This window comes from Shewanella gelidii, from assembly GCF_014647855.1.
Classification (GTDB): domain Bacteria; phylum Pseudomonadota; class Gammaproteobacteria; order Enterobacterales; family Shewanellaceae; genus Shewanella; species Shewanella gelidii.
Genome location: NZ_BMPZ01000001.1, coordinates 312,256 through 338,876, shown reverse-complemented (window position 1 = coordinate 338,876; position 26,621 = coordinate 312,256). Strand labels below are relative to the sequence as shown.

Genomic DNA, 26,621 nt, shown 5'->3' with positions numbered 1-26,621 from the left:
AAGTCATATCATTGCTGGAATATACGAGATAAAGAACCAAAAGAGAGCTACCGGCTCTCTTTTTTTTTTGTGCAATTTAGAAAACACTAAAGGTGATCTTATTCATAGTTTTTGAATCTCATCTGAAAAATGGCTGTTGCTTCTAATTTGAACGGTTAAACTACAACAAAACATGCAAAAAAAAAGCATGATTAAATAACTAGGAGTATATGCCGTGTTTTGTATTCAATGTGAGCAAACTATCCGTACACCAGCTGGCAATGGCTGTAGCTACACGCAAGGAATGTGTGGCAAGCTAGCGTCAACATCAGATCTTCAAGATTTACTCATTTACATGCTTCAAGGCGTTTCAGCTTATGCCGTGAAAGCGCGTGAATTTGGTATCATCGATGCCGAGATTGATACCTTTGTTCCTCAAGCTTTTTTCTCAACGTTAACCAACGTGAACTTTGATGATGAGCGTCTCGTTGAATATACCCAGCAAGCGAATGCTTATCGTGCGCGCTTAAAAACAGCGTATGAAGCAGCGTGTCAAGAAGCTGGTCAAACGCCTGCTGTACTTCCTGAAACTGCGACTTTGGTTCTCGGAACTTCAAAAGTAGAAATGCTTGAGCAGGCGAGTATCGCCGCTCCTAACCGTGGTGATGTGCATGAAGATATTCTAGGCTTGCGTCTTCTATGTCTGTATGGACTCAAAGGTGCAGCAGCGTACATGGAACATGCACGCGTACTTGATCAAACTGATGCAGAAGTCGCTGGACGTTTCCATGAAATCATGTCGTTCCTAGGTGAAGATTCTACCGACGCCGATAAACTGTTTGCGACTTCAATGGAAATTGGACAGTTGAACTACCGCGTGATGGAAATGCTAAATACCGGCGAAACGACGGCTTTTGGTCACCCTGAACCTACGCAAGTAAACACTAAGCCAGTTAAAGGTAAGGCTATTCTTGTTTCAGGTCACGACATGGTTGACCTAGAGTTGATCTTGAAGCAAACCGAAGGCAAAGGCATTAACGTATATACCCATGGCGAAATGTTGCCTGCGTTGGCTTACCCTGAGTTGAAGAAGTACCCACACCTTGTTGGTAACTACGGCAGTGCTTGGCAAAACCAGCAGAAAGAATTTGCTAACTTCCCAGGCGCGGTCGTGATGACTTCTAACTGCATCATTGATCCAAATGTTGGTTCTTATTCTGACCGTATCTTTACGCGCAGTATTGTCGGTTGGCCGGGTGTCACGCATCTAACAAGTGAAGATTTCACGCCTGTTATCGAAAAAGCATTAGCGCTTGATGGCTTCACTTATGATGAGATTCCACATGAAATTACCATTGGTTTTGCGCACAACGCATTGATGGCTGCAGCACCAACTGTTGTCGAAAATGTAAAAAATGGTTCTATTAAGCACTTCTTCCTAATTGGTGGTTGTGATGGCGACAAGAACGAGCGGAGTTACTTCACTGATCTTGCACGTTCAGTACCTGAAGACACTGTGATCTTGACGCTTGGCTGTGGTAAGTACAAGTTCAACAAGCTTGAGTTTGGCGATATCAATGGCATTCCACGTTTGCTAGATATCGGTCAGTGTAATGATGCGTACTCTGCGATTCAGCTTGCGATTGCACTTTCTGAAATCTTTGAGTGTGACATCAACGAATTGCCATTAAGCCTTGTTTTATCTTGGTTCGAGCAAAAAGCAATTGTTGTATTGTTGACCTTACTATCACTTGGTGTGAAGAACATTCGTACTGGCCCAACGCCACCAGCGTTCTTAACTGAAAACCTAGCTAAGATCCTAGAAGATCAGTTTGGCCTGAAGAATACTTCAACAGTTGAAGATGACCTTAATGCAATGATTAAAGTTGCTTAATTGTCGGCTATTGCGCAGATTAACTTTATGTTGATCTGCGCTTTTTCTTTTTAAAGTAGTGTTCTATGGGAGATGCTGAAGTGATTGCTAAGCAGCTCGCTGCCGGTACATGGCAGCAAGGTGAAATTCGCCTCGTTTGTACGGAAAAATGGCAAGAAACTCATGATGTCGTAAGTTTTCGATTTGAGGGAACTGAGCCTGTTAAGTTTAATTTTAAGCCGGGTCAGTTTTTAACATTTGTTCTAGATATCAAAGGCGAAACGGTTTATCGCAGTTATACCATTTCTTCTTCACCGTCTCGCCCATATTCTCTAGTTGTTACAGTTAAACGAATTCAAGATGGATTGGTATCTAACTATTTGGCTGATACTTTGCAAGTTGGTCATAGTGTTATTGTAAATGGACCTAGTGGTGTCTTTAACCTCGTTGATGTGCCAGCAACACAGAAGTATTTTTTCTTGAGCGCAGGTTGCGGCATTACGCCAATGTATTCAATGTCACGCTGGCTCACCGATACTCAAGTTGGGGCAGATATTGCTTTTGTTCATTGTGCCCGTAGCCCGGAAGATGTCATTTTTAAATCGTCTTTAGAGCGGATGGCGCAAAATAACCAAGAATTCAAACTGGGTTATGTCTTGGAGCAAGACGCGGAACGAGAGTCAAATATTGAACAGGTTGCTTCAGGTCGACTTAATGAGCACACGTTACAGCAATTGGTTCCCGATTTTAAAGAACGAACTGTTTTTGTCTGTGGCCCTGAACCCTATATGGCTGCAATGAAGTCGATGCTAGATGAGCTTGGTTTTAATATGGATAACTTCCATCAAGAAAGCTTTGGCGATCCGGCTCTAGTGAACGCCAAAGTAGCAGTTGATCAGAGTGACAGCCTAAAAGGCTTCATGATGAAAATTGGCGATCGCATGCGAGAGCTGAAATCGGAGCAAACCATATTAGATGGTGTCGAAGCTGAAGGGCTACCGATGATCGCCGCGTGTCGTAGTGGTGTTTGTGGTGCTTGCAAATGCCAAGTTGTTGAAGGTGAAGTTGAGTCCACTAGTCAAATGGCATTGACCCCAGATGAAATCGCAAATGGATTTGTGCTTGCCTGTTCAACAAAGCTGAAGTCAGATATTACCTTGAAGGTGTAGCGGTTAAGTCTATTTGTGCATGTAAAGAGAAGATTCTGTTCGCAAAAGTTGCACAAGTAGACATCAGAACGTATGGTTAAAGGCAGAAGGGAATCCTTCTGCTTTTTTTATTTGGTAATGGCTGGAGCAATTTATATGAATTCTTCAACTTCTCAAGCTATACCGATGGAAGATCCCAGTTTGGGACATTTACTATATGGATTGATGACTGGTTTCCCACTGCTCTTGTTGCCAGTTTTTTTAAGCTTGACGATTAACTTGTCACAACGACAAAACGATGTTGGTGAGCTCATTGCGACTCACCTGAAGTGGCAGAAACATTCGATTGCCGGATTGATGGTAATGTTGGTGCTCGCGTACGTGTTACCGCAGTTTTGGTTGAGTATAGTGCTGGCGACGACAGCTTTTACTTGGTTTACTTTACGGATCGTAAAAGGCTGGCTTTCTCTTGCCGATGGGCGTTTGATCTAGTTGAATATTGTAAGTTCTGGATAAATTGAAAAACGAGCCTCAAGGGCTCGTTTTTATTTTTGGTTTAAGCTAGTTTTGATGTAGCTGCCTTAACAGCTTGCCATGTTGCCCTTGGATAAGACCGCTTTCATTGTGCGTCGCAGTACCATCGACTGGTAACACAATCGCATCTGCACCAAGTGACTTTAATGCTTGGGTTTGACACTCAAATGAGACAAGCTCAACGGCATAACTTAAATTGGCCACGACGGGTAAGTGGCTTATACGTTTTAACTCAATTATACCCGCTAAATCTAAGGCTGGCTTTGCGGATTGGTCAAAGGTTCTGATACCAGACTCACACAGGAGTACTTGCTGATTGCCTTGCTCAAGTACAATGTCTGCAGATTTCAGTAATTCGTCAATACTGGCCATGGTATTGCGCTCAAGAATAACCGGAATGTGCAAAGAGCCGACTAGGGACAACAAATCTTGGTTAAACATTTGTTTACCACAAACTTGCAGCATATCAACCACTGGCGCGATTTTACCAATGTCGGGTTGCTGTTCAATCTTGGCTATTGCAACTAAATCAAACTGGTGTAGTGCATGACAAAGTGCTCTTAGTTTTTGTGGCATTTCAGCAACTTGGTTCAAGCCTTGGATAATGACCGCTTGATAACCCGCTTCTTTGATTAATTTCGCTTGTTGCCCCATGACTTCGACGTCATTACCAAGGGTGAGCTGCGCTAGCGCATTGAAGTTTCCGGAACCTATGCTCAATTGGCGATCAACGATCTCAGTAGCTTGTTGTTTGTATTCTTTTGCAGAACGCCTTTGTGCAGGGGCTTCTAAATCATTTTGCAATGGTTCGGTTACATCAGCTTTAGACGTGTCCGGCTCAATCATTAATTGACTGTTACTGAGCTGTGTTGGTTTTACTGTTTCACAGGGGTAGCACCCAAGTACTTTAATAAAACGCGTAATTCGCTCAATCTCTACCAGTGCGGCTTGCATATTGTCACTTGCGAGGTTGGCGTCAATATCCAAATAAAACATCTCTTCCCAAGGGGTTCCGGGAATAGGGCGAGACTCCAGCTTGCTCATATTCAGATCATGTGCTTTTAAGACGAGGAGAGCTTCAACTAACGCGCCAGGCTTTTGACCTGTCGCCATAATTAATGTGCATTTCGCTGGCAATTGCGAAGGGACAGCGACGGACTTTCTGGCAACGACAATAAAACGGCTTTGATTAATATTTTGGTTTGCGAGGCCTTTCTCTATCGCTTCGAGCTGATAAAGTGCGCCGCCTTCGGCACTTCCTATGGCGGCGACAGAGTGGCAATCGGCTTGAAGTACTTTTTCCATCGCTTCTGCGCTGCTTGAGCAATACTCGAGTTTAAACTCCGGATGGAGCCCCAAGAATCGACTGCACTGGCTAATTGGTTGAGGGTGCGCGTAAACAGTTTTAATGTCATTGCTACGGCTACCTTGTTTCGCTAATAAACAATGCCCGACTTCTATCGTTGTCTCGCCAACAATAGAAAGGCTTGTGTGTTGCAGTACGTCATAAACTTCGTTAATTGAGCCCGATGAAGTATTCTCGATTGGTAAAAAGCCATAGTCTGCGTGCCCTGATTCGACCGAATGGACAATTTCATCGAAGCTTTGGCAGCCTAGATCGAGCATTTCGACTTGTCTGCGTTGACAGTAGCGGTTTGCTGCGAGGTATGAATATGAGCCTCGAGCGCCTAAATAAGCAATACAATATTGTTGCTTTTGGGTTTCCGGATTTGCGCGCCCGTGTAGATAGGCCTGTTGGTTGAGAACTGAATCTTCAATAATACCTTGGTATAGCGAGAGCACATAATGGGCATCTAAGCCCTTTTCTCGACCTTGTTTTACGAGTCGCTCCAAGAGTTCTTTTTCTCTTTGAGTGTCGCGAATTGGTCGAACATCAACTTCTTTGCTTTTTGCAACTTCTAGGCTTAGCGATCTTCTCTTTGCCAGCAGCTCTAGTAAATCATTGTCTAAAGAGGTGATCTCTTGTCGAGTTTGATTGAGTGCTTGTGGTTTATTCATGCTGACCTCAGTTGCGCCCTAATTCTTATAGGGGAAATTATTTAGCTTGATGACTTCAAACAAAAAAGCCTCCCGTTTGGGAGGCTTAGGATTTTCACTTTCGTTTTTACACGTAAAATCCGCCTCCAAATCAGCAGAGAATAAAAAAGAAAGTAAAAATATTGCGAGAATTCGTTTTCATAGGAGTTAAATTAATGCCCGGAGCTAGACGCTGTCAACGAAAATTTATTCATCTTCAATAAAAAGCGCACCCGAAGGTGCGCTTGTGAAAATTAAAACGGATATCAAGCTGCGTAACCCTCCGTATCTTCATCGTCGAAGTCATCGTCAACTGACTCAGCCATTGGCTCTAGTGAGGCGTGACGTTGTGCTTCGGGTTTATGTGTCAGGCGATTTAATTGCTTCTCAAGCTTTTGACCCATTGCATTAATTGCTGCGTAAAGGTCTTTGTCTTTCGCCTGGGCGAATAATTTGTGGCCAGGAATGCCGACGTTTGCTTCTATCTTAAAATTGAGCTTTTCCTGGCTCAGGATAATATGTGGATTAATCAGCTGCACATCGTGTCGAGATAGCTTCTCCAAGCGGCTTTCAACACGTTCGCGAATAGAGGTTGTGACTTCAAATTGTTTACTTGTAATCTTTACCATATGTCTAACCTTTTGCTGTTTCCTTGAGTTCAGACTACCAAGCTTTGCCAGCAAAGTCGTGAAGGAAATCACATTTCGAATTACTTTTAATGTTGTTCGCTTCAAATTTGATCACTTAAACCATATCTGAAGTTTTTGCTGCAAAAAGCCTTGTAATGCTAAGAAACTGGCGTCATATTAGAGTGGATAAGCTTCACTACGTATATACCTTTTCTTCTATTTTTCTCGTTTAATTTCTCTAATATGGTAATAAGCACTGAGGTAAATCAAGTGTCTGTGATTGCCACCATTTGCCGATTTATTCAACTAAAGCTTCAGTGCATACTATGAGTGTAGACGATAAAGCGATATTTCGAACAAATGCTTTATCGGCCAAAGGACACTTATAAGTACAGAAAGGAATAGCTATGTCATTAAAACAGCAGCGTATGAAAATCTGGGACTTCCCAACACGTTTTTTTCATTGGGCCATGCTGAGTTTATTGGTCACGCTGTGGTGGACTGCGAACGAAGGCGAAATGACATGGCACCAATATGCAGCATATAGTTTAATGATTCTAATTGTCACTCGCATTATTTGGGGTTTTATTGGCAGTGACACGGCAAGGTTTAACCATTTCATTCTCTCACCTCGGCGAGTTGTAGAGTATATAAAACTCATCAAACAAAGTGGTGTAAAGCCTCATGTTGGCCATAATCCGTTGGGCGGATATATGGTCATCGCTTTGTTAGTTGTGCTGACATTACAATTGGCTTGTGGATTGTTTGCAACGGATGAGATTTTTAGTGAAGGTCCCTTTGTCGCCTATGTTAGCAGTGAGTTTGCGTCGGCTGCGACTTGGTTGCATAAAAAGAATTTTGATTTGCTGTTAGTGCTCGCTTCGGTTCATATTTTCGCTGTATTGGTACATCAGTGGCGAGGAGATAAATTAATTTTACCAATGATTCATGGGTATAAGGTCATTCATTCCGCAAGGGAAACGTCATTGATTTTTGTCTCGACTTGGCGCTGGCTTATCGTCGCTTTATTCGTTTCATCTATTGTCGGCTACGTTTTGATTTACCCACTTACGCTCGCCTTTTAAAATTAGCGGAACCGATGCTCATCAAAAGAAACCCGACTTCTATTGAGTCGGGTTTTAGATGTCATCGAAATCATGAGCATGTTTTTGTTAGCTTTTAGTAATTATTACGTTGCTATATTAATCTTTTTTGTAGCTATCATGACAGCTCTTGCAATTTTTACCGGTTGCGCCAAATGCTTTTTTGATCGCTTTTTTATCTCCAGTTTTCGCAACAACTGCTAGGTTGGCAGCCGCTTTTTGGAATTGTTCCATGATTTGATCAAATTCGGCTTTTTCTTGCCAAATTTTTGGAAGTGCTTCAGTACCGCTATCTACGGTTTTTGTCAGGAAGCCTTCAGCAGGGATGTGCGCTAGCGCTGCGACATTGGCTGCACGTTGTTCGAATACTTGTTGGTCATATGGCTTTTTACCTTTAAGCATTGCAGCCATATCACCAAAGTTATGGGCAATTACACCAAATGCAGACTTCCGATAATGAATCGCGTCTTCATCTTTTTTAAAGTTTGCTGCTTGTGCGCCGCCGACAACTGCAATGGATGCGATTAAAGCGATGATGGTTCCCTTCATGACTTGCTTCTCTCTTTTGTGGTTATTTGTGATCAAGGTCATTCTACATTTTTTTTGTTAGAAAACTAGCAGCCCATAAAACCAATTTGTTAATTATTATTTATGGTGCATTTATAAGATGATTTAATTGTTCAATTTTCTTCAGTGCTTGAATTTTCTATGTTTCTAAGACAGTATTTGTGTACTGTTACGGCAATACGAGTTGGATCATGAAGGCAAATTGGGATTCAGTAGTGGAGAAGATCCTCATTCATAGTAATGAGAAAGAGTTGTCAGTGCTCATGGCACTGTTACTCACTGAAGATGAAAGAGCTGCAATAGCAGGGAGGATGAAGGTTTTTCAGTTACTATTGGATTCAGAATTGAGCCAGAGACAAATTGCCTCAGAGTATCAAGTGAGTATTGCAACGATTACCCGATGTTCCAACTATTTAAAAAATATGAGCACCGAGCATCGTGAGCGGGTGAGGCAAATTTTGTGTCATCAATCGCTTTAAGCCAAAGCTTGTTTAGGGGTTTTATGTCTGCGATATGCTTTACGACGAGCAAGGATATAAAGACTATAGCTCATTAAAATAATGGCCATTACTATGGCACTACTTAAGTCGACTTTGAAAAAAAACAAAGCTAAAAATAGAAATGTAAATGGCATAAAGTCGTAAAAGAACTCAGGCAGTACACCCGGTTTTCTTCTACGTTCCTTGTCGGTTCTGCGGTTTTTGGAGCGTAAGTTATAAATCCTTGCGCCAAGCCAGAAAAGAATGGTTGCTGAAATAAGCGCTATATTTTGTTCTAATAAAATAATGCTCGAGCTACCAAGGGTGATGTAACCCAAAGGCAAAGCCTCGTATATTGTCCGTGTTAACATTAAGCAATCCTTCGCTTGTGTGATCTAGATACCCACTCATTATAAGCCAATAAAAAAAGACCACACAAAAATTTGCATGGTCTTTTCGCTTTATAACTGCATTTTCATACGAAGGTGCGAAACGCTAGTCGCAATTTCCCCTTTAGATATGAATATAGTGTGATTTTATGAAGTTGAGACTTACTCGCGGCAGCCGCAGCCACCATTCCCGTCACAACCTTCTTTCTTCTCATGTTCGTGGTCATGATCGCCACCGCCACAACATCCGCCTTCTTTTTCGCCAGAGCCGCCACAGCAGCCGCCTTCAGAAGCGTGCAAATGTCCATGGGCAACTTCTTCTTCAGTTGCTTCACGAACAGAAACAACTTCAACGCTGAAGCTCAACTCTTTGCCTGCAAGTGGGTGGTTACCATCGACAACAACGACGTCATCTCTGATTTCAGTGATTTGAACAGGGCGCTGGCCCATTTCTGTTTCAGCGATGAAGCGCATGCCTGGTACTAGATCTTCTGCATCGCCAAATGCTTCAAGAGGAACTTCTTGAATTAGGCCTTCATGGCTAGGGCCATATGCGTTTTCAGCGGCAACGGTTACGTCAAACTTGTCACCCTCTTCTTTGCCTTCTAGCTCGGCTTCCAGCCCTGGGATCAAATTTTCTGAACCATGAAGATAAAGTAATGGCTCACCATCGAAAGAGTTTTCAATTTGTTGACCCTGGTCATCGGATAAACGGTAATGGATGCTTACCGCGCTGTTTTGGGTGATTTTCATATCGCCTCCATTTCTGAATGTGGCGCGAATCATAGCGTGAAAAAACTGATCTGGCGATAATTCGAGTCTGCTTATGTTAATTAATGCACAGCTTTTGAAGAATTGTTTGAATTAGGCTTGAAGTTTGCTAGGGCGTTTTTAAAGGTAAAAAATGCCAAGTTTGACTAATTAGTCAAAAATAGTGAATTGTATTTAAACTTGGAACACAGACTTTTTAATATAATATAGCCTATTGAAGGCTGTCTTTAGACCATAAATACAGGCGCTTATAAGATAGTTGTTATGTTTGTGAATGAAAGGTAAAAAATATTCACTTTGAAAAGGTTGACAAGAGTATGCGAAAAAAGCAATTCTGTAGTCACTTAAAGAACTTATTGGTCACTTTAGACGGTTAATCATGTATCGCCAGTATCTAGTCGAAACTCGCATTATTACCACCACAACAATCATTATTGATGTTGGGGCGGGCTGATACACCCTAAAGAAAAAAGATTTACACAAGCCCGCTTCCCAACATGAAGCGGGTTTTTTGTTTAAGCCTACTTCATCAAAAAGAAAGGCGCGGTTCACGGAGAATGAATATGAGAGTAATGAAGTTTGGCGGTACCTCCCTTGCGAATTGGCAGCGTTTTTCTATGGCTGCAAATATCGTTGCAAGCGCAGCGAAAGAAGAACCGATAGCAACGGTATTATCCGCGCCAGCAACGGTAACTAACGCGTTACTTGAGCTGACGGATATGGCTGAAAAAGGCAAAGACTATCAGGATGTTTTAGCGCAGGTAGAACGAGTATTTAATACGCTTTATGCGCATGCTTCGGAGCAGCTGCTGTCAAAAGAGCAACATGATACGTTAAGCGCAACTTTAGCCACACAAATTGAAGAGTGGAAAAGCAAACTTGCTGGTGTAAAACTTCTCGGTGTATGTCCTGATAGTATTCGGGCGCAAGTTGTTGTCTCCGGTGAACGTTTAAGTACAGGCCTAATGGTTGAGGTGCTTCGAGCCAAGGGATTAACCAGTGATAAGTTAGATCCGCAAGCACTATTCCTCGCCCATGGAACGCCACTTGAATCGTCAGTGGATATTAGCCTAAGTAAGCCACGTTTCAGCCTCGTACCTCTTGATGAAAGCCGTGTTTGGGTCATGCCTGGATATACGGCAGCAAATGCAGAAGGTGAAGTTGTAACGCTTGGGCGAAACGGCTCAGATTATTCTGCCGCAGTTCTTGCTGCTTGTCTTGACGCGAGTCGTTGTGAAATCTGGACGGATGTTGATGGGGTTTATAATACTGATCCCCGTGTGGTGACTGATGCCAAATTGCTTTCACAATTGAGCTATCAAGAGGCGATGGAGCTATCGTATTTTGGGGCGAAAGTCTTGCACCCCAAAACCATCGCCCCGATTGCTCAGTATCATATTCCTTGTTATATCCGTAACAGCTTCAACCCAGATGCGCCAGGTACTTTGGTATCCAGTGCTGAGGATAAGACTGGGTTAGAAGTAAAAGCTATTTCGAACCTTGATGATCAAAGTATGTTTGATGTTTCAGGGCCAGGAATGAAAGGAATGGTGGGCATGGCAAGCCGTATGCTAGGCGCGATTAGTCGTGCAGGTGTTTCGGTATCATTGATTACTCAAAGTTCATCTGAATACAGCATGAGCTTTTGTGTTGCCACCAAAGACGCTAGCAAAGTTCTATGGGCACTTGAGCAAGAGTTTGAACTGGAATTAAAGAGTGAATTGCTGGAGCCTGTTGAGGTTCGCCATGATTTAGCAATTGTGTCTCTCATTGGTGACGGAATGCGCACCCATAAAGGCGTTGCTGCCAAGTTCTTTAAGGCGCTTGCACAAGCGAGTGTCAATATCATTGCGATTGCTCAAGGATCGTCAGAGCGATCAATTTCAACCGTCATTGAACAACGTAAAACAAAGCATGCAATTTCAGCGTGTCATCAAGGATTCTTTGATGTTCAGCAGTACTTAGATGTATTCCTCGTAGGCTGTGGTAACGTTGGTGCCGGTTTGCTTGAGCAAATTGATCAACAACAAGAAATGCTTAAAGAGCTTCATATCAGTATTCGCGTTTGTGGTATTGCCAATTCGGAAAAAATGCTCCTCAACGCTCAGGGGATCCCTTTAAGTCATTGGCAGCAAGAGTTGAATGAGAGTGAAACAGCTTCAGATATCCCGGCACTTCTCGCTTGGGCTAAAGAGCAGCAATTGCTTAACCCGGTTATGGTTGATTGTACCTCTAGCAGTTTTATTGCCGATCAGTATGTTGCTGTGATGGAGTCTGGGTTACATGTCGTTACTCCAAACAAAAAAGCGAATACTCGCGATTATGCTTATTACCAAGCATTGCGTCAGGTAGCGTTGAAACAGCGCCGTCAGTTTCTATACGAAACAACGGTTGGCGCCGGTCTTCCTGTCATCGACAATTTGAAAAAGCTTCAATATGCCGGTGATAAAGTGCACAAGTTTAGCGGCATATTGTCGGGTTCTTTATCCTACATATTTGGTATGTTGGATGAAGGCATGAGTTTATCTGAAGCGACGACAATTGCGCGCGAGAAGTGTTTTACTGAGCCGGATCCCCGTGATGATTTGAGCGGGATGGATGTGGCTCGTAAAGTTCTGATCCTTGCCCGTGAAACCGGGATGGAGCTTGAACTAGATGATGTTATTGTTGACTCTGTATTACCTGAACATTTTGACGCTTCAGGGGATGTTGACACCTTTATGGCAAATTTAAGCCAGCTTGATGAAGAGATTGCACAGCGCATCAATGAAGCAAAAGCGCAGGGTAAAGTATTGCGTTATGTCGGCCAAATTGAAGAGGGTAAATGCCATGTCCGTATTATTGAAGTTGATAATACAGACCCGCTTTATAGTGTCAAAGGTGGTGAAAACGCTCTGGCGTTCTATAGCCGCTATTATCAGCCCATTCCATTTGTATTGCGCGGATATGGCGCAGGTACAGAAGTTACTGCAGCAGGGGCATTCTCTGATGTACTGAGAACATTGAACTGGACGCGGGAGATCGGCGCATGAGTTTGACAGTATATGCTCCTGCATCGATGGGAAATGTTGGGGTTGGCTTTGACTTGTTAGGCGCTGCATTAGCGCCAATTGATGGTAGCTTGCTGGGTGATCGCGTCACAATTGAAGCCGCAGGAACTGGTATAGAGCTAACATTAAGTGGACCTTGGGCTGATAAGTTGCCGCAAGAGCCACAAGACAACATTGTTTATCAATGTGCAGAATTCTTTTTGGAACAAGCCAATGTATCTGCCAATGGTTTAAAACTGAACTTAGAAAAAAACCTACCCGTAGGTAGCGGCTTAGGTTCAAGTGCCAGCTCTGTCGTCGCAGCACTATATGCATTAAATGAGTTCTTTGATGCACCGTTCGCCGAGCAAGACTTGCTTAAACTCATGGGTGATTTTGAAGGTAAAATTAGTGGTTCAGTTCACTATGATAATGTTGCGCCAAGTTATTTAGGCGGGATGCAACTCATGTTGGAAGCAGCAGATCGTATCTGTGACTCTATTCCGGCATTTGATTCCTGGTACTGGGTTGTCGCATATCCTGGTATATCTTTATCAACGGCTAGAATGCGTGAACTTATGCCCGAACAATACGATAAAGCCACGGCAATTGATTTTGGACGTTATCTTTCTGCTTTTGTGCATGCAAGCTATCAGCAGAATCAAGAACTCGCTATCGCCGTCCTTAAGGATGTATTAGCTGAACCCTATCGTGCAAGCTCGATACCAGGCTATGAACAAGCTCGCCAAAGTCTTGGAGAACTCGGAATGCTGGCAAGTGGTATTTCTGGTAGTGGCCCGACGTTGTTTAGTGTGACTCAAGATCTAGAAACAGCAAAGCAGGCAAAAGCGCTACTCGAGCAAGATTATCTTTCACAAGATGGGGGATTTGCCCACATCTGTAAATTGGATATGCAAGGGACTCGTCGAGTCGACTAAATTTTCCAATTAAACTCATCAAGGCAGATTTTAATATGCAGTTATACAATTTAAAGCATCCGACCCAAGTGGTGAACTTCAGTGAGGCAGTAACACTGGGGTTAGGTAAAGACCGAGGGCTTTTCTTTCCAACCGAAATCCCACAGATTAAAGATATTGATGCTTTATTGGCTTTGCCTTTTGCTGAGCGTAGCAAAAAGGTTTTAGGTGCTTGGTTGGCCGAAGAGCTTGGGCAAGATGTTGTGGATGGACTTGTGGATCGCGCTTTTAATTTTGAAGCGCCAGTAGCTCAAGTTGATGATCGCCGCAGCTGTTTAGAGCTGTTCCATGGTCCAACTTTGGCGTTTAAAGATTTTGGTGCACGTTTTATGGCGCAGTGTGTAAGCCATTTAGCGGGTGATAAGCAGTTGACTATCCTAACTGCTACTTCAGGGGATACCGGTGCAGCGGTTGCCGATGCTTTTTATGGCTTAGCGAATGTTAACGTGGTGGTGCTGTACCCAGAAGGTAAAATTAGTGAACTGCAAGAAAAAATGTTTACTACTCTTGGAAAAAACATCCATACGGTTGCAGTTCAATCAGACTTTGATGATTGCCAAACGATGGTGAAACAAGCATTTGACGATCCAGAAGTTCGCGATGGTTTACATTTAAACTCAGCCAACTCTATCAATATTAGTCGTTTGTTGGCTCAGATATGCTATTACTTTGAAGCTGTCGCTCAGTTCTATACACAGCACCAGCAAGCACCTGTCGTTGCTGTTCCTAGTGGTAACTTTGGTAATTTAACTGCAGGATTATTTGCTAAGGCGATGGGGCTACCGATTCAGCGCTTTGTCGCTGCAACGAATAGTAATGATACCGTGCCGCGCTACTTGGCATCTGGTCAATGGCTCGCGAATCCTACTGTTGCGACGATGTCGAATGCAATGGATGTCTCTGAACCAAGCAATTGGCCAAGAGTTGAAGCAATTTGTGCGAAACTAGAATGGCCTTTAGCAGATATTCAAGGTGTAATGGTTAACGAAACTGATACAAGCAAAGCTTTAAAACAATTAGAGCAAGTGGGTTATCAATCAGAGCCCCACGCGGCGATTGCTGCACACGCATTGACGTTGACGATGGATGTATCGGAAAAAGGCCTGTTTCTTGGAACAGCGCACCCTGCTAAGTTTAAAGATGTCGTCGATCGTGAACTTGGTACCGATCTACCGCTACCAGCAGAACTCGCAGCAGTCGCGAATAAGCCAAGCTTGTCGGTTTCTCTGAATGCTGATTTTGCTGAGCTGAAAGCGCATATGTTTAAAGTGTTAAAATAAATTTGATGGTTGTATAAAAAGGAGCTTCGGCTCCTTTTTGTTTTATCAATTCCGCGTAACGTTTTAGTATCTGCAAGACCCTATCTAAGAGATAAAAATCCTCAGCATTAGACGATTTTTATCGCTACGTGCTTAAGCTATTTAGCCAGTTAATTTCCTCAGGCCATATCTCAGGCTCAACCGTTTCTAAAATGAGTGGAATTGAACGTGTTGCGTCAAGCTGCATGATAAACTCGAATGCAGTTTTGCCTATATGGCCCTTTCCTAGTGAAGCATGCCGATCGACGCGGCTGTTAAGTGCAGTTTTACTGTCGTTGAGATGCATCGCTTTTAAATACTGATTCCCAACGATTGAATGGAAAGCGGCAAAAGTTGTTTGGCACCCTTGTCTCGAACTTAAATCATACCCAGCAGCAAATAGATGGCAAGTGTCTAGACACACGCCGACTCGACATTTATCTTCTACGCCATGGATAATCTGCGCAAGTTGCTCAAAGCTATAGCCGAGGTTCGATCCTTGGCCTGCGGTATTTTCAATGACGGCTGTAACCGACGTTGATTTGTCGAGGGCGATATTGATTGACTCACTTATTCGCTGTAAGCATTTGTCCTCTGAAATTTTCCGAAGGTGGGAGCCTGGATGGAAGTTTAAGAGCTCAAGGCCGAGTTGCTCACAACGATAGAGCTCTTCGGTAAAAGCTGTTCTGGATTTGTCAATCAGCTCATCGTCGGGATGACCTAAGTTAATCAGATAGCTATCATGGGGAAGGATAGTATTGGGTGTAAATCCCAAGTCGTGACAGTGTTGCTTAAACTGTTCAATCTCTTGTGGCGCTAATTCCTTTGCCTGCCATCGACGCTGATTTTTGGTAAATAATGCAAAAGCCGTGGCGCCAATTTTATTCGCATTAATTGGAGCGTTTCTCACGCCGCCTGCAGCACTCACATGTGCTCCGATAAACCGTTTGGGTTGCATTTAGTGATAACCTTGCAGGTAAGAAGAAGGGGGAGTGGCCCCAAAAATAAGCCACTCAGTTTAGGTTTTGAAATAGCTCAGTTCAAGCCGTTGTGTCTATTTTCACCGATACGTAGGTGACTGAAAGTCAGAAATGCATTGAATTGGGCGTTACCTTGCAGAATTGACATTTTGCTTTTAACTCTATGGAGATCAGATTGTTGGAAGTTGATCTTCATCATGTAAAAACAAATTAGCTATCTGTTATATTGTGCGTTCTTTCACCACTTAACTATTATAAAGTTGAGAATTTATTCGATGGAGACGGCTATGCTTCCTAGATTGAAGAATGACCATAAGCATATCGCAATACTGCTTAAGATACTGAAAAATAAGTACAAACGATTAGCGGATGGTGAGTATATAAGTTTCAGCCTTATTCGAGATATTGTTGAATATATGCAAGGATATGCCGAGCATAGTCACCACCCTCTTGAAGACATCGTTTATGAATATTGCTTAACGAAAGTATCCGCTGAAGATAAATCGAAGCGCCTATTCGCTGAACATGACCGATTAATTGAAGCGTCTGCTTCTTTGATGTCGACTTTAAGCCTTATCTTAAATGACGTTGTTGTGGCTAGGGAGCAAGTGGTTCAAGATCTTCAAGACTATGTCGTGCTTCAAGAAGCGCATATGTTATTTGAGGAAGCAGAGATTTTTCCATTACTTGCCTCAACAATGGATGAAGAAGACTGGCAAAAGATTACGACTATATGTGAAGAAAAGCTTGTTGAAGACCCTCTGTTTAGCAATGATGATAATCAGTTATTCGAAGAGCTCAAGCAGCATATCGCAAAGGACGAAGAAAGGTGACTCTCTCAGTTTACCGAGGAGACTCATCGCTAAATATGAGATGTCTATTTAGGTGAACAAAGAGCAACAAAAAAGAGCGCTTTATGCGCTCTTTTTGATTGTTGTTACAACAGAATAGTATCAATATCTAACTCGAAGCTGTCATCAATATCTTGCAGCTCTTTCATTAAGCGCTGTCTATCTTTTATGGCTTCAATTTCACGCCATTTACGCTTTTTGCTCGAGCTTCTTGAGCGGGTAGGTTTCTCAACGACATTATCTAGCGCACTACCATAATCTAAACGATCCATGGCGACCTCCTGTAGTATTGATACTGTACAATTACTTAATAGCATGTTTTTTCAGCATAGTGCAATAGATATGTTTCAATCATGTTAATGAATGATGGCATTTTCAAGAAGCGTTAAGAAAGCCATGCAAGGTGCCGTCTAGGGTTGGACGCAGTGAGAGGCTAAAAAAACAAAAGCCAGCGAACGCTGGCTTTTTGAACAGGTGTTTATTGTCCTAAATTAAGAACAGCTACAGGGTGCCTTGTCGAAATAGGTTAATTAGCCCGTTGCTTGATGCATCGAGTGTTTGGCTCGGCTTGCTGGATTCAAGACGCTCTAGTACGTCATTGCCAAGGATTTTTCCGAGCTCAACACCCCATTGATCAAAGGAGTTAAGCTGCCATATCACACCTTGGACAAAAGTTCGGTGTTCATAGAGGGCTATGAGTGCACCAAGGGTGTCAGGGGTTAGTTTATCCATTAACAAGGTGTTGCTTGGCTTATTTCCCGGCATGACCTTATGTTTAGCGATAAGCGCCTTGTCTTGCTCATTGAGTGAGCTAGAAGAAAGCTCTGACAGAGACTCTTCGTAAGTTCGGCCTTGCATTAATGCCTGGGTTTGTCCAAAACAATTTGAAGCAAGTTGTATATGGTGTTCCCCGATAGGGTTATGGCTTTGCAAAGGCATAATAAAATCAGCTGGAATGAGCCCTGTTCCTTGATGCAATAACTGGTGATACGCATGTTGTCCGTTGGTGCCTTCTCCGCCCCAAATCACCGGTCCGGTACTGTAATCCACTGACGCGCCATTTAACGTTGTTGTTTTACCGTTACTTTCCATATCAAGCTGCTGGAAATAAGCCGGAAGGCCGCGTAGATAATGATCGTAAGTCAGAACAACATTTGACTGGGCACCATAGAAGTTTGTATACCACAAAGACAACATGGCCATAATTACAGGCATATTTTCTTCAAAAGGTGCGCTGGCGAAGTGCTTATCCATCTTGTTTGCACCTGCGAGCAAAGCTTTGAAGTTGTCCATGCCAATAAGCATCGCAATTGGCAAGCCAATCGCGGACCACAAAGAGTAGCGACCACCAACCCAGTCCCACATCGGGAAGATATTCTTGGGATCAATTCCAAATTCAGTTGCCTTGGCAACGTTGGATGTAATTGCAACAAAATGATGGGCTACATCTTGCTGTTTAGCCCCATGTTCCAGCAACCAGGCTTTTGCCGTGAGTGTATTGGTTAGTGTTTCTTGAGTGCCAAATGATTTAGATGACATGAGAAACAGCGTCGTTTCTGGGTTTAAGCCTTTGAGTTTCTCACTAATCGAGGTGCCGTCAACATTGGCAACAAAATGGCAATTAACGTGTCCACTCCAATATGGGCGAAGTGCTTGCGAGACCACTTTGGGCCCTAAGAAAGAGCCGCCAATCCCGATGCTAACAACATCAGTCATCTTTTTGCCAGTATAACCTTGCCACCGCCCCGAAGTCACAGCGTCAATAAATTGCGCCATCTTATCAAGTGTGGTTTGAATCTCTGGCGCAATATTGATGTCATCAACAAGTGTTGCTTTACCTGAATTGTCCCTTAATGCGGTATGAAGCACAGCTCGTTGTTCGGTGGTGTTGATTTTATCACCCTTGAACATCGCTGCGATATGCGTGCTTAAATTCGACTCTTTTGCCAACTGAAACAATAAAGAGAGCGTTTTATCGGTGGCTCTGTTTTTTGAGTAATCAAGAAACAACCCCGCAGCACTGAGAGACATGTTGTCAAATCGCTGTGAATCTTGTGCAAACAAGTCTCGCATGTGTGGAATTTCTTGGACGTGATCTGTTAAAGCCAACCAACTTGGAAGTTGAGTGAGTTTAGTCATAATTGTGGCCTCTACTCTTTACTGAAGTTTCTCTTTCAGCATCACTTCTAATTTGTCTTGATCCACGGCAAAGTTGCGAATGCCTTCTGCTAGCTTTTCAACGGCCATTGGGTTCTGATTAAACTCCCAACGGAATTCAGACTCACTTAAAGAGAAAGGCTGTTCTTTTTGTGGTTGCTCTTGTAAGAGTTTGCGCTCAATCACTTGATTTGAGTTAGCCAGTTCTTCCAATAGAGCTGGGCCAATGGTCAGTCTGTCACAACCCGCTAGCTCGATTATCTCACCAGTGTTTCTGAAGCTCGCTCCCATGACTACGGTTTTATAGTCATGCTGTTTATAGTAATTGTAGATTTCGGTCACTGACAGGACACCAGGATCGTCCTTTGCGCTGTAATCTTGACCAGTATCCTTTTTGTACCAATCTAAAATCCGGCCCACAAATGGTGAGATAAGGTAAACATGCGCCTCAGCACACGCGCGAGCTTGTGCAAAGCTGAACAACAAAGTGAGGTTACAGTTTACACCTTCAAGTTCGAGTTCTTTTGCTGCACATATGCCTTCCCATGTTGCAGCGAGTTTGATCAGAATACGCGACTTATCGATTCCCGCTTCTTTATAGAGACGAATAAGCTTGTGTGCTTTCTCTATAGAGCCTTGTTTGTCGAATGATAATCTTGCATCGACTTCCGTAGAAATTCGGCCCGGAACGAGCTTGAGGGCTTCTACACCGATATTCACAGCTAACTTATCGCCAGCATCTATGATTTGTTGCGGCAGCAGGTTGCTTTGCGATTTAGCCCATGCAATAGCATCGTCGATGAGTGGCGCATACTCTGGGATTTCTGAAGCTTTAAGAATCAAAGATGGGTTTGTGGTGGCATCTTGCGGGTGATAACGTTTGATTGCCTCAATATCACCGGTGTCAGCAACTATGGTAGTAAGAGATTTCAACTGCTCTAGCGTTGTAGCCATACAAAAATATCCTTCTTTAATTCGTAAATCCGAAAACATAATTCTCAATACGCACTATTAGAAGCGATTTCGTACAAAATGCCAACCATGTATGAAAAATAATTACATATAAGATATGAAATCTTTAAGACGGAGTTGTGAATATCATTAAGGCTGTAGAAAATTTGGTCTAATTAAGTGGGGCGCGTTACACCGCGCGGCTTTGATTTGTTGAGCAATTGGGTAAACGGTAATAAAAAAGACTAGGTGAAGACTCACCTAGTCTTGAATATATTGAAGGATGTTTAAAGTCTAAACTGACTTATTTAAGCAGTGGTTTTTTCTCACTACCTGTCACTAAACCTTCAATGCGACGGTTCGCAGCATTGGCTTCAGCAGAGCTTCCTTCAATGAGAGGCATCGTCACACCATAACCTTTCGCAGTGACGCGACTTTGGCTAATGCCATAGCGCTCCACTAGAATCTTCGCAACTGCATTTGCGCGCTTCTCTGACAGCGTCAAGTTGTAGCTTGCAGAACCGACATTTGAAGCATGGCCCGAAATGGCTACTTTAGAGTTCGGGTACTTATTCATGAAATCAGCTAGACGCTCAATTTCACTGTAAGAGGCCGTTTTTACAACTGAAGAGTTATTATCAAATTTCGCGGCAATTTGGATTTTTTCTACTTTATCTACATAGATAGAGCAGCCGTACTTGTCGACCTGGTGATTTGAAGGCGTGCCTTGACAGCGATCCATATCATCCATCACACCATCACCGTCAGAATCAACTGGCTCGGCAACAACCGGTGCAGCCGCAACGGGAGCTGGCTTCGCAACTTCGCCAAAACGGTAGCTTAGCTCCAGACCATAATAGTTGCTCTCGAGATCCAGAGTATTCCACTTATCTTCGTCTAGGTTTTCGTAACGACGGTATTTAGCGGCAAGGTTTAGCTTTTCTGTAAGCTTGTATGCGATACCGGCACCAAAGTATGGTGAGACATCATTGTCGCTATAGTATTCAGAACCGTACTGCTTATTGTTAGAAATAAGGTAGTTCAATGCACCAGCTTCCACCGTAAACAACCAGCGCTCGGCGACAGGCCAGAAAGAGTTCAGACCAATGGAGACACCTTTCACACCAACATCGTTCATTGCGTTGCTGTAGTCTACCCACTCGGTCTTACCTAGATTACGATAACCCAGTTCAATACCGATATTCTCGTTGAGTAGGTAACCACCAAATACATCAAATGCATAAGGCTCATCTTCACCACAAACCTTCATGGTTTTTTGGTCACAATTCGGCTCGTAGTTATTTAGACCAAGGCCTGCACCAACGTACCATGGTGAAAGCTCTTGCTCTGCATGTGCCGCAAACGGAAGGATTGAGGCAAGTAATGCGATTTTAAGTGTTTTGTTCATCATTAATAATTCCTTTATTTTATTGTTCACCAGTGCGCCATGGCTCGTATGGCGAGTCTGCTCTTTTTATTGGGCGATTCATTTTTTGTCGCAAACTGTGACAATTATCCATTTTATTACTGGAAAATTCCATAAGTAGTTGCTAGAAAGCAAAAAAAAACACCCGAAAGGATGCTTTTTTGTAATCTTTTTGTTCAAGTTAACGAATTAACGAGTCCAAACCCAATTTTCGATTTCTTTCGGGTCAACACCATTTTCTTTGATGTAGTTGCCATGGTCAACTAGGCGCTTCAACATATCCGTTGTAATAGCAACGTGCTGAGTTTCGTCGATCACACCTTGTTGGAATAGCTTGTAAGCCATATCAATCACTAAGTGGTAACGAGAGGTACCGTTACGAACACCCATATCAAATGGTGTTGTCGTTGAGCCTTCCTCTTCGTAACCTTTAATACGGAAGCGAGAGTTGCCTTTGTAATCAAATACAAGCTTCTTAATGGTGTTTGGATAGCCGTGGTAGTTGAATACAACACCTTTATCAGCCGTAAACACTTCATCCATTAACCAAGGCTTGCTTTGGAAGTCAAGGCTACCAAGACCACTACTGGTTAACTCAGTGACGCTGACGAAACGGATGCGAACACGTGGAAGCATTTCTCTGATGAGAACAAGTGCCGCCATTGCCTCTTGAGTGACATAGTCACCACATGCCGCAAGTACAACATCAGGATTATCATCAGATGCAAAATCCCAAACCATAACACCGTCATCGGCTTGCTTGCGTGCTTCATCAAGGGTTAGCCACTGTGGAAGCTCTTTCTTACCCGCAACGATGATGTTTAACTTGTCACGACCTTCGTATGCTTTCTCGGTGTATACAAGCGTGCTGTTACCATCAGCAGGTAAATAAGCTGAGATGATGTGCGGGTGCTTCTCGAGCATCGCTCCGAGGAACGACGGGTTCTGGTGCGAGTAACCATTGTGATCTTGACGCTCTAATAGTGAAGATAGAACGACGTTACATGCCGGAACCGGTTTGCGGAAGTGCACGCCTTGGCTCGCATAAACATACTTACAGTATTGATCAGCCATAGACGAAACGACTTGTGAGAATGCTTCATAAGTTGGGAACATCGCGTGACGACCAGTAACGGTGTAACCATGCATCATGCCGAAAAGTAAGTTCTCTGAAAGTAGTTCTACAACACGGCCATCGCGAGTCATGTCATTGTCCCAGCTTTCGATTGGCCATGTCCAACCACGGCTGGTTTCTTCGAACACTGCCTGTAGCTGATTCGAGTACGTTTCGTCAGGGCAGAAGATACGTAAGTTGCGTTGATCTCTGTTGAGTTTAAATGCATCGCGCATCCACTCACCCATTTTGTACATTGATTCACCGCGAGTTCCGCGAGGTGTTTCAGCGCCATAACCGAGCTTTTCGAGATCTGGCTTTGCAAGTGAACGAACGACTTCACCGCCATAGCTTAAGTGTTGGCGACCACAACACAGATCTTTCCTAGGAATAAGCGACTGAATATCTTTATCAAAGATCAGTTCACCAGCTTCATTCATTTCATATAATTCATGGAATTTGTAGCTGTCTAACCAAGTATTTAGAGCGTCAAGGTGGCCTTTATCGGTTGCACACTTGTTGACGATAACTTGGTGCGAATCACAGTTACCTTCAAGCTTTTTCCCACCAAACTCAGCAGTACCTGTCCAGCCTTTTGCTGTGCGCATAAGAATGACTGGCCAACGTGGTTTGCAAATATCTTCACCGGCACGAGCTCGGGTTTGAATGTCATTGATCATTTCGTAAGAAAGATCCATCGCATTCGCCATTTGTACGTAAACGTCTTCTTCTAGCTCATCATCAACAATGATTGGGTGGTAACCCAGGCCGCGGAATTCGAGATCCAGCTCTTCATGGCTCATACGCCCCATACGTGTTGGGCCAGAAATTTTATAACCATTGATATGAACGATAGGCAGAACTGCACCGTTATTGACTGGGTCGACTAAACGGTTTGCATACCAAGATGCGGCTAATGGACCGGTTTCAGCCTCGCCATCGCCCACAAGACATGCTGCAATTAAGTCAGGATTGTCGAGTACAGCACCCCAAGCAACAGAAAGCGAATAACCTAGCTCACCACCCTCTAGGATCTGGCCAGGTGCTTCAGGGTTTGCATGCGAAGGGTAACCATAAGCGGCAGAAAACTTTTGACAGATATCTGTAATACCATCTTCATTGTATGGGATGACATCTGGATAATAGTGGCTTAACGAGCCTTCTACGAATAGGTTTGCTTGCACAGCAGGGAAGCCGTGACCAGGACCAACAAGGTAAACAAATGAACGGTTGTGATTCACAATCAAACGGTTCACGTTTGCATACACAAAGTTAATACCCGGGCAGGTACCCCAGTGGCCTAGAAGTCTTGGCTTAATGTCTTCGTGTTTTAGTTCACGTTTGAAAAGAACGTTTTGCTTTAGATAGATCTGCGACGTTGCAAGAAAGTTAGTGGCACGAACTAGTTTCTTAAGTGCAGTAATCTCTTGTGGTTGTGTCATTATTAGCCTCACTCGAGCATTCGAAAAGTTAATTATCTCTGTTGGTGAACACTATATTTGTAATTTAATTACAATAACGTGCTCTACATCCAGTTTTTCGCTGTAAACCGAACCAAACTGTTCATTTTGGGTGTGTGAATGTAAGTTATTGGTCGATATTTAACCACTTGGCGCTCTGTTTGGTTGTGATGGCGATCTGGTTTTTTAGTGTTTGTGTGTGGGTTGTGCGTATTCGTTGGGTTGTAGGGGTGTAAGATCGAATTAAATTGGTGTAATAATTTAACAAGCTCGCCAGTAGTTTGGATTTTTGTCGTTTTGACCTTTATGCTTGCTAACCATAACTATACGAAAGTGCCTGCCGGCACCCCATAACTATAAGAAGTAAAAATTTATGTTAGAAGAAAGTGTTAGTTTTTTGAATTCATTACTTTGGGGTAATTTAATTATTTATGGCCTTGTTGGGGCAGGGTTGTATTTTACCGTTCGGCTCGGTTTTATTCAGGTTAGTTATCTTTGGCACTCAATAAAGTTAATGGTGCAAAGTAAAGGGGAAACCAAGCGAGGGCTTTCTTCTTTTCAAGTTTTTTGTACTAGCATGGCGGCTCGCGTTGGTGCTGGTAATATGGCGGGGGTCGCGGTAGCGATTACCGCTGGTGGCCCAGGAGCGGTGTTCTGGATGTGGTTAATTGCGATGCTAGGGATGGCGACGGCAATGATAGAGGCAACACTCGCCCAAGTTTTTAAAATAAAAGATGAAGAAGGTCAGTATCGTGGTGGGCCTGCTTATTATATGGAAAAAGGGCTGGGCTTACGTTGGATGGGAGTGTTGTTTTCTGTTCTATTAATTGTTGCATTTGGACTTGTGTTCAACGCTGTACAAGCAAATACGATTACTGGCGCAATGACCCAAGTTTTTGGCGTGAATGAAGTTTATGTTGGAATAGGTTTAGTTGTTTTCAGTGGCGTGGTAATTGCCGGAGGCTTACGTAAGGTAGCCCATGTGTCTGAGGTTTTAGTTCCGGTTATGGCGATAGCTTATATTGTGATTGCCTTTGTCGTGGTTTTGATGAATGTCGAAAAGCTACCCGGGGCGTTATCACTTGTTATAAATAGTGCGTTTGGCTGGCAAGAAGCTGCTAGTGGCGGTGTTGCCTATGCAATGGCGCAGGCGATGCAAAACGGTATTGCGAGAGGATTGTTTTCTAATGAAGCTGGCATGGGTAGTGCGGCGAATATTGCTGCGAGCGCATCACCAAACCCAAATCATCCGGCGTCGCAAGGGTTTGTGCAAATGTTAGGTGTTTTTGTCGACACCATCGTGATTTGTACTGCGACCGCGGCAATCATTATTTTGGCTGGTGACGGTCAAGGAAGCAAAGATGGTATTCAAATTACCATTGACGCAATGAGTTTTCATGTTGGTGATTGGGGAGCTTTTTTTGTCGCAGGGGCTATTTTGCTGTTTTGTTTTACTTCCATTATTGCGAATTACTCTTACGCTGAAACGAACGTTGTATTTTTAGCAAAGAACAGTACGAAGGCCTTACCGGTATTTCGCCTGTGCGTGCTGGGGATGGTGATGTTTGGTGCCATCGCTAAAGTTTCTTTGGTGTGGGATCTTGCTGACGTCTCTGCAGGCTTGATGGCGATGGTTAACTTAGTTGCATTAATCTTGCTGTCCAAGCTCGCGTTTAAGGTGATACGAGACTATCAAAAACAGCTGAAGTCAGGTCGAGTACCAACGTTTGATCAATCAAAATATCCAGAGCTTAGAAATAAGGTTGATGCTTCTATATGGCAAGGTCGGCCGTATGAGCAATAACCAGTAGATGTGTAAGTCTCTTTTTGAACGTTGTGACCGATAAACTCAATGATTCCTATCTAAAAAACCACGCTTTTTAAGCGTGGTTTTTTGTGAGTGCTTCAGTATTATAGTGCTTCATTTATTAGTTTGTTTGGAAATCGCCATGTTAATTCTAGTCTCGCCGGCAAAAACGCTGGATTATGAAACGCCAGCTTCAACAGATGAATATACTTTGCCTTCATTGCTTCCCCACAGTGAAGAATTAATTAAAATTTGCCGAGAGTTAACCCCCGCACAAATCTCTTCTCTCATGAAAGTGAGTGACAAAATAGCGAGTTTAAATGCGGTACGGTTTTCTGAATGGCATACAGGCTTTGATTTAAGTAATGCAAAGCAATCTATTTTCGCTTTTAAGGGAGATGTCTATACCGGGTTAGATGCGGATAGTTTGTCGCAAGAGTCGCTTCACAAGGCACAAGACAAATTGAGAATTCTTTCGGGGTTATATGGCGTACTTAAGCCATTAGATTTGATGATGCCTTATCGATTAGAAATGGGAACCTCCTTAATGAACGGCCGAGGGAAGAACCTGTATCAATTTTGGGGCGATTTGATCACCAAAGAGATCAATGAAGCGGGTTCAAATGAACAAAACGGTATGATTGTAAATTTAGCTTCTAATGAATACTTTAAAGCGGTGAATAAAAAGCAATTGAATCGTCAGTTGATTACTCCAATTTTCAAAGACTGTAAAAATGGGCAGTACAAGGTGATTAGCTTTTATGCGAAAAAAGCAAGAGGATTAATGGCTCGGTATTTAATTGAAAATGACGTGAACTCTATGGAAGCACTGATTCAATTCGATGTCGCTGGATATGTATATGCTGCCGAGGAGTCGAAGCCAGATTCTCCGGTCTTTAAAAGGGAAGAGCAAAAGTAGATGTTACGATTCAGGGCTGCTCATATCTTCGGCCAAGTGGATATCTCGTAATGAGTATACTGTACATACAAAATTGGATTTGCTAGGTAGAGCACTTCTAAGTCAGAAAAGGCGTACTCATGTACGCCTTTTTTGTGAGTAAA

At 43.2% G+C, this 26,621-nt stretch carries 22 protein-coding genes and 1 other annotated feature; of the genes, 11 read left to right on the top strand and 11 right to left on the bottom strand.

The genetic code is table 11. From position 1 onward, the window contains the following. Window positions 1–214 precede the first annotated feature (214 nt). The 3 genes from hcp (at window position 215) to IEY18_RS01505 (ending at window position 3,492) form a co-directional block, all read left to right on the top strand. Window positions 215–1,873, top strand: coding sequence for a hydroxylamine reductase (hcp, locus tag IEY18_RS01515; RefSeq protein WP_188917122.1), 1,659 nt, complete (start codon window positions 215–217; stop codon window positions 1,871–1,873). A gap of 65 nt (window positions 1,874–1,938) precedes the next feature. Then, on the top strand, window positions 1,939–3,021 hold the full coding sequence (locus tag IEY18_RS01510; RefSeq protein WP_188917120.1) for an FAD-binding oxidoreductase: 1,083 nt from the start codon (window positions 1,939–1,941) through the stop codon (window positions 3,019–3,021). Between the two features lie 135 nt (window positions 3,022–3,156). Beyond that, window positions 3,157–3,492 carry a hypothetical protein gene (locus IEY18_RS01505; protein ID WP_188917118.1) on the top strand — a complete coding sequence of 112 codons (336 nt, stop codon included), beginning with the start codon at window positions 3,157–3,159 and terminating at the stop codon, window positions 3,490–3,492. 69 nt (window positions 3,493–3,561) lie between these two features. On the opposite strand, the gene IEY18_RS01500 is transcribed toward IEY18_RS01505, so the two are convergent. Both IEY18_RS01500 and hpf read right to left on the bottom strand, forming a co-directional pair. Further along, window positions 3,562–5,553 (bottom strand): chorismate mutase, encoded by a 1,992-nt coding sequence (locus IEY18_RS01500; RefSeq protein WP_188917115.1) that lies wholly within the window; start codon window positions 5,551–5,553, stop codon window positions 3,562–3,564. A 58-nt stretch (window positions 5,554–5,611) separates the two neighbouring features. Then, window positions 5,612–5,729: a sequence feature (Phe leader region), on the bottom strand. 108 nt (window positions 5,730–5,837) lie between these two features. Beyond that, window positions 5,838–6,200, bottom strand: coding sequence for a ribosome hibernation-promoting factor, HPF/YfiA family (gene hpf / locus IEY18_RS01495; protein ID WP_188917113.1), 363 nt, complete (start codon window positions 6,198–6,200; stop codon window positions 5,838–5,840). Window positions 6,201–6,607: 407 nt separating this feature from the next. Here hpf and IEY18_RS01490 point away from each other — a divergent pair, with 407 nt between their 5' ends. Beyond that, window positions 6,608–7,285 (top strand): cytochrome b/b6 domain-containing protein, encoded by a 678-nt coding sequence (locus tag IEY18_RS01490; RefSeq protein WP_188917111.1) that lies wholly within the window; start codon window positions 6,608–6,610, stop codon window positions 7,283–7,285. A gap of 117 nt (window positions 7,286–7,402) precedes the next feature. Here the strand turns inward: IEY18_RS01490 and IEY18_RS01485 are convergent, their stop codons facing one another. Beyond that, a complete protein-coding gene (locus IEY18_RS01485) occupies window positions 7,403–7,852 on the bottom strand; it encodes a c-type cytochrome (protein WP_188917867.1) in 450 nt (149 codons plus the stop codon). Between the two features lie 209 nt (window positions 7,853–8,061). On the opposite strand from IEY18_RS01485, the gene trpR reads away from it, so the two are divergent. After that, window positions 8,062–8,349 (top strand): trp operon repressor, encoded by a 288-nt coding sequence (gene trpR / locus IEY18_RS01480; protein WP_188917109.1) that lies wholly within the window; start codon window positions 8,062–8,064, stop codon window positions 8,347–8,349. On the opposite strand, the gene IEY18_RS01475 is transcribed toward trpR, so the two are convergent. Together IEY18_RS01475 and slyD are read right to left on the bottom strand one after the other, a co-directional pair. After that, complete coding sequence (locus IEY18_RS01475; RefSeq protein WP_188917107.1) at window positions 8,346–8,720, bottom strand: hypothetical protein; 375 nt, start codon at window positions 8,718–8,720, stop codon at window positions 8,346–8,348. The genes trpR and IEY18_RS01475 overlap by 4 nt on opposite strands. A gap of 180 nt (window positions 8,721–8,900) precedes the next feature. Next, entirely contained in the window at window positions 8,901–9,491 is a 591-nt protein-coding gene (gene slyD / locus IEY18_RS01470) for a peptidylprolyl isomerase (RefSeq protein WP_188917105.1), read from the bottom strand. A 581-nt stretch (window positions 9,492–10,072) separates the two neighbouring features. Between slyD and thrA the strand changes: the two genes are divergently transcribed. Genes thrA through thrC form a run of 3 tightly spaced genes read left to right on the top strand, consistent with a single transcriptional unit; the run spans window position 10,073 to window position 14,795 of the window. Beyond that, window positions 10,073–12,541, top strand: coding sequence for a bifunctional aspartate kinase/homoserine dehydrogenase I (gene thrA / locus IEY18_RS01465; protein WP_188917103.1), 2,469 nt, complete (start codon window positions 10,073–10,075; stop codon window positions 12,539–12,541). After that, entirely contained in the window at window positions 12,538–13,476 is a 939-nt protein-coding gene (thrB, locus tag IEY18_RS01460) for a homoserine kinase (protein ID WP_188917101.1), read from the top strand. The genes thrA and thrB overlap by 4 nt, the downstream gene beginning before the upstream one ends. A gap of 35 nt (window positions 13,477–13,511) precedes the next feature. Then, a complete protein-coding gene (thrC, locus tag IEY18_RS01455) occupies window positions 13,512–14,795 on the top strand; it encodes a threonine synthase (protein ID WP_188917099.1) in 1,284 nt (427 codons plus the stop codon). A gap of 124 nt (window positions 14,796–14,919) precedes the next feature. On the opposite strand, the gene nfo is transcribed toward thrC, so the two are convergent. After that, on the bottom strand, window positions 14,920–15,771 hold the full coding sequence (gene nfo / locus IEY18_RS01450) for a deoxyribonuclease IV (RefSeq protein ID WP_188917097.1): 852 nt from the start codon (window positions 15,769–15,771) through the stop codon (window positions 14,920–14,922). Window positions 15,772–16,080: 309 nt separating this feature from the next. Between nfo and IEY18_RS01445 the strand changes: the two genes are divergently transcribed. Next, window positions 16,081–16,626 carry a hemerythrin domain-containing protein gene (locus tag IEY18_RS01445; protein ID WP_188917095.1) on the top strand — a complete coding sequence of 182 codons (546 nt, stop codon included), beginning with the start codon at window positions 16,081–16,083 and terminating at the stop codon, window positions 16,624–16,626. A gap of 104 nt (window positions 16,627–16,730) precedes the next feature. Here the strand turns inward: IEY18_RS01445 and IEY18_RS01440 are convergent, their stop codons facing one another. The 5 genes from IEY18_RS01440 to IEY18_RS01420 all read right to left on the bottom strand — a co-directional run bounded on the left by IEY18_RS01440 (window position 16,731) and on the right by IEY18_RS01420 (window position 23,734). Then, window positions 16,731–16,916 (bottom strand): DUF3545 family protein, encoded by a 186-nt coding sequence (locus IEY18_RS01440; RefSeq protein WP_188917093.1) that lies wholly within the window; start codon window positions 16,914–16,916, stop codon window positions 16,731–16,733. A 229-nt stretch (window positions 16,917–17,145) separates the two neighbouring features. After that, on the bottom strand, window positions 17,146–18,783 hold the full coding sequence (pgi, locus tag IEY18_RS01435; RefSeq protein WP_188917091.1) for a glucose-6-phosphate isomerase: 1,638 nt from the start codon (window positions 18,781–18,783) through the stop codon (window positions 17,146–17,148). Between the two features lie 18 nt (window positions 18,784–18,801). After that, the gene (tal, locus tag IEY18_RS01430; RefSeq protein ID WP_188917089.1) at window positions 18,802–19,755 is read right to left on the bottom strand and encodes a transaldolase; all 954 of its coding nucleotides are present in this window, start codon (window positions 19,753–19,755) and stop codon (window positions 18,802–18,804) included. Window positions 19,756–20,056: 301 nt separating this feature from the next. Next, window positions 20,057–21,163, bottom strand: a complete 1,107-nt coding sequence (locus IEY18_RS01425; RefSeq protein ID WP_188917086.1) for an OmpA family protein — start codon at window positions 21,161–21,163, stop codon at window positions 20,057–20,059. Window positions 21,164–21,367: 204 nt separating this feature from the next. Continuing rightward, window positions 21,368–23,734: a phosphoketolase family protein gene (locus IEY18_RS01420; RefSeq protein WP_188917084.1), complete on the bottom strand. Its 2,367-nt coding sequence runs from the start codon at window positions 23,732–23,734 to the stop codon at window positions 21,368–21,370. Window positions 23,735–24,125: 391 nt separating this feature from the next. On the opposite strand from IEY18_RS01420, the gene IEY18_RS01415 reads away from it, so the two are divergent. Continuing rightward, window positions 24,126–25,556 carry an alanine/glycine:cation symporter family protein gene (locus IEY18_RS01415; protein ID WP_188917082.1) on the top strand — a complete coding sequence of 477 codons (1,431 nt, stop codon included), beginning with the start codon at window positions 24,126–24,128 and terminating at the stop codon, window positions 25,554–25,556. Between the two features lie 145 nt (window positions 25,557–25,701). Continuing rightward, on the top strand, window positions 25,702–26,478 hold the full coding sequence (yaaA, locus tag IEY18_RS01410) for a peroxide stress protein YaaA (RefSeq protein ID WP_188917080.1): 777 nt from the start codon (window positions 25,702–25,704) through the stop codon (window positions 26,476–26,478). Window positions 26,479–26,621: the final 143 nt, after the last annotated feature.

Excerpts from the sequence above, each read along its gene's own strand:
- thrB (WP_188917101.1), top strand. The coding sequence starts at position 12,538 with ATGAGTTTGACAGTATATGCTCCTGCATCGATGGGAAATGTTGGGGTT.
- hpf (WP_188917113.1), bottom strand. The coding sequence starts at position 6,200 with ATGGTAAAGATTACAAGTAAACAATTTGAAGTCACAACCTCTATTCGC.
- thrA (WP_188917103.1), top strand. The coding sequence starts at position 10,073 with ATGAGAGTAATGAAGTTTGGCGGTACCTCCCTTGCGAATTGGCAGCGT.
- IEY18_RS01485 (WP_188917867.1), bottom strand. The coding sequence starts at position 7,852 with ATGAAGGGAACCATCATCGCTTTAATCGCATCCATTGCAGTTGTCGGC.
- yaaA (WP_188917080.1), top strand. The coding sequence starts at position 25,702 with ATGTTAATTCTAGTCTCGCCGGCAAAAACGCTGGATTATGAAACGCCA.
- IEY18_RS01420 (WP_188917084.1), bottom strand. The coding sequence starts at position 23,734 with ATGACACAACCACAAGAGATTACTGCACTTAAGAAACTAGTTCGTGCC.
- slyD (WP_188917105.1), bottom strand. The coding sequence starts at position 9,491 with ATGAAAATCACCCAAAACAGCGCGGTAAGCATCCATTACCGTTTATCC.
- IEY18_RS01415 (WP_188917082.1), top strand. The coding sequence starts at position 24,126 with ATGTTAGAAGAAAGTGTTAGTTTTTTGAATTCATTACTTTGGGGTAAT.
- pgi (WP_188917091.1), bottom strand. The coding sequence starts at position 18,783 with ATGACTAAACTCACTCAACTTCCAAGTTGGTTGGCTTTAACAGATCAC.
- IEY18_RS01425 (WP_188917086.1), bottom strand. The coding sequence starts at position 21,163 with ATGATGAACAAAACACTTAAAATCGCATTACTTGCCTCAATCCTTCCG.
- IEY18_RS01500 (WP_188917115.1), bottom strand. The coding sequence starts at position 5,553 with ATGAATAAACCACAAGCACTCAATCAAACTCGACAAGAGATCACCTCT.
- tal (WP_188917089.1), bottom strand. The coding sequence starts at position 19,755 with ATGGCTACAACGCTAGAGCAGTTGAAATCTCTTACTACCATAGTTGCT.
- IEY18_RS01490 (WP_188917111.1), top strand. The coding sequence starts at position 6,608 with ATGTCATTAAAACAGCAGCGTATGAAAATCTGGGACTTCCCAACACGT.
- IEY18_RS01475 (WP_188917107.1), bottom strand. The coding sequence starts at position 8,720 with ATGTTAACACGGACAATATACGAGGCTTTGCCTTTGGGTTACATCACC.
- nfo (WP_188917097.1), bottom strand. The coding sequence starts at position 15,771 with ATGCAACCCAAACGGTTTATCGGAGCACATGTGAGTGCTGCAGGCGGC.
- trpR (WP_188917109.1), top strand. The coding sequence starts at position 8,062 with ATGAAGGCAAATTGGGATTCAGTAGTGGAGAAGATCCTCATTCATAGT.
- IEY18_RS01440 (WP_188917093.1), bottom strand. The coding sequence starts at position 16,916 with ATGGATCGTTTAGATTATGGTAGTGCGCTAGATAATGTCGTTGAGAAA.
- IEY18_RS01510 (WP_188917120.1), top strand. The coding sequence starts at position 1,939 with ATGGGAGATGCTGAAGTGATTGCTAAGCAGCTCGCTGCCGGTACATGG.
- IEY18_RS01505 (WP_188917118.1), top strand. The coding sequence starts at position 3,157 with ATGAATTCTTCAACTTCTCAAGCTATACCGATGGAAGATCCCAGTTTG.
- IEY18_RS01445 (WP_188917095.1), top strand. The coding sequence starts at position 16,081 with ATGCTTCCTAGATTGAAGAATGACCATAAGCATATCGCAATACTGCTT.
- thrC (WP_188917099.1), top strand. The coding sequence starts at position 13,512 with ATGCAGTTATACAATTTAAAGCATCCGACCCAAGTGGTGAACTTCAGT.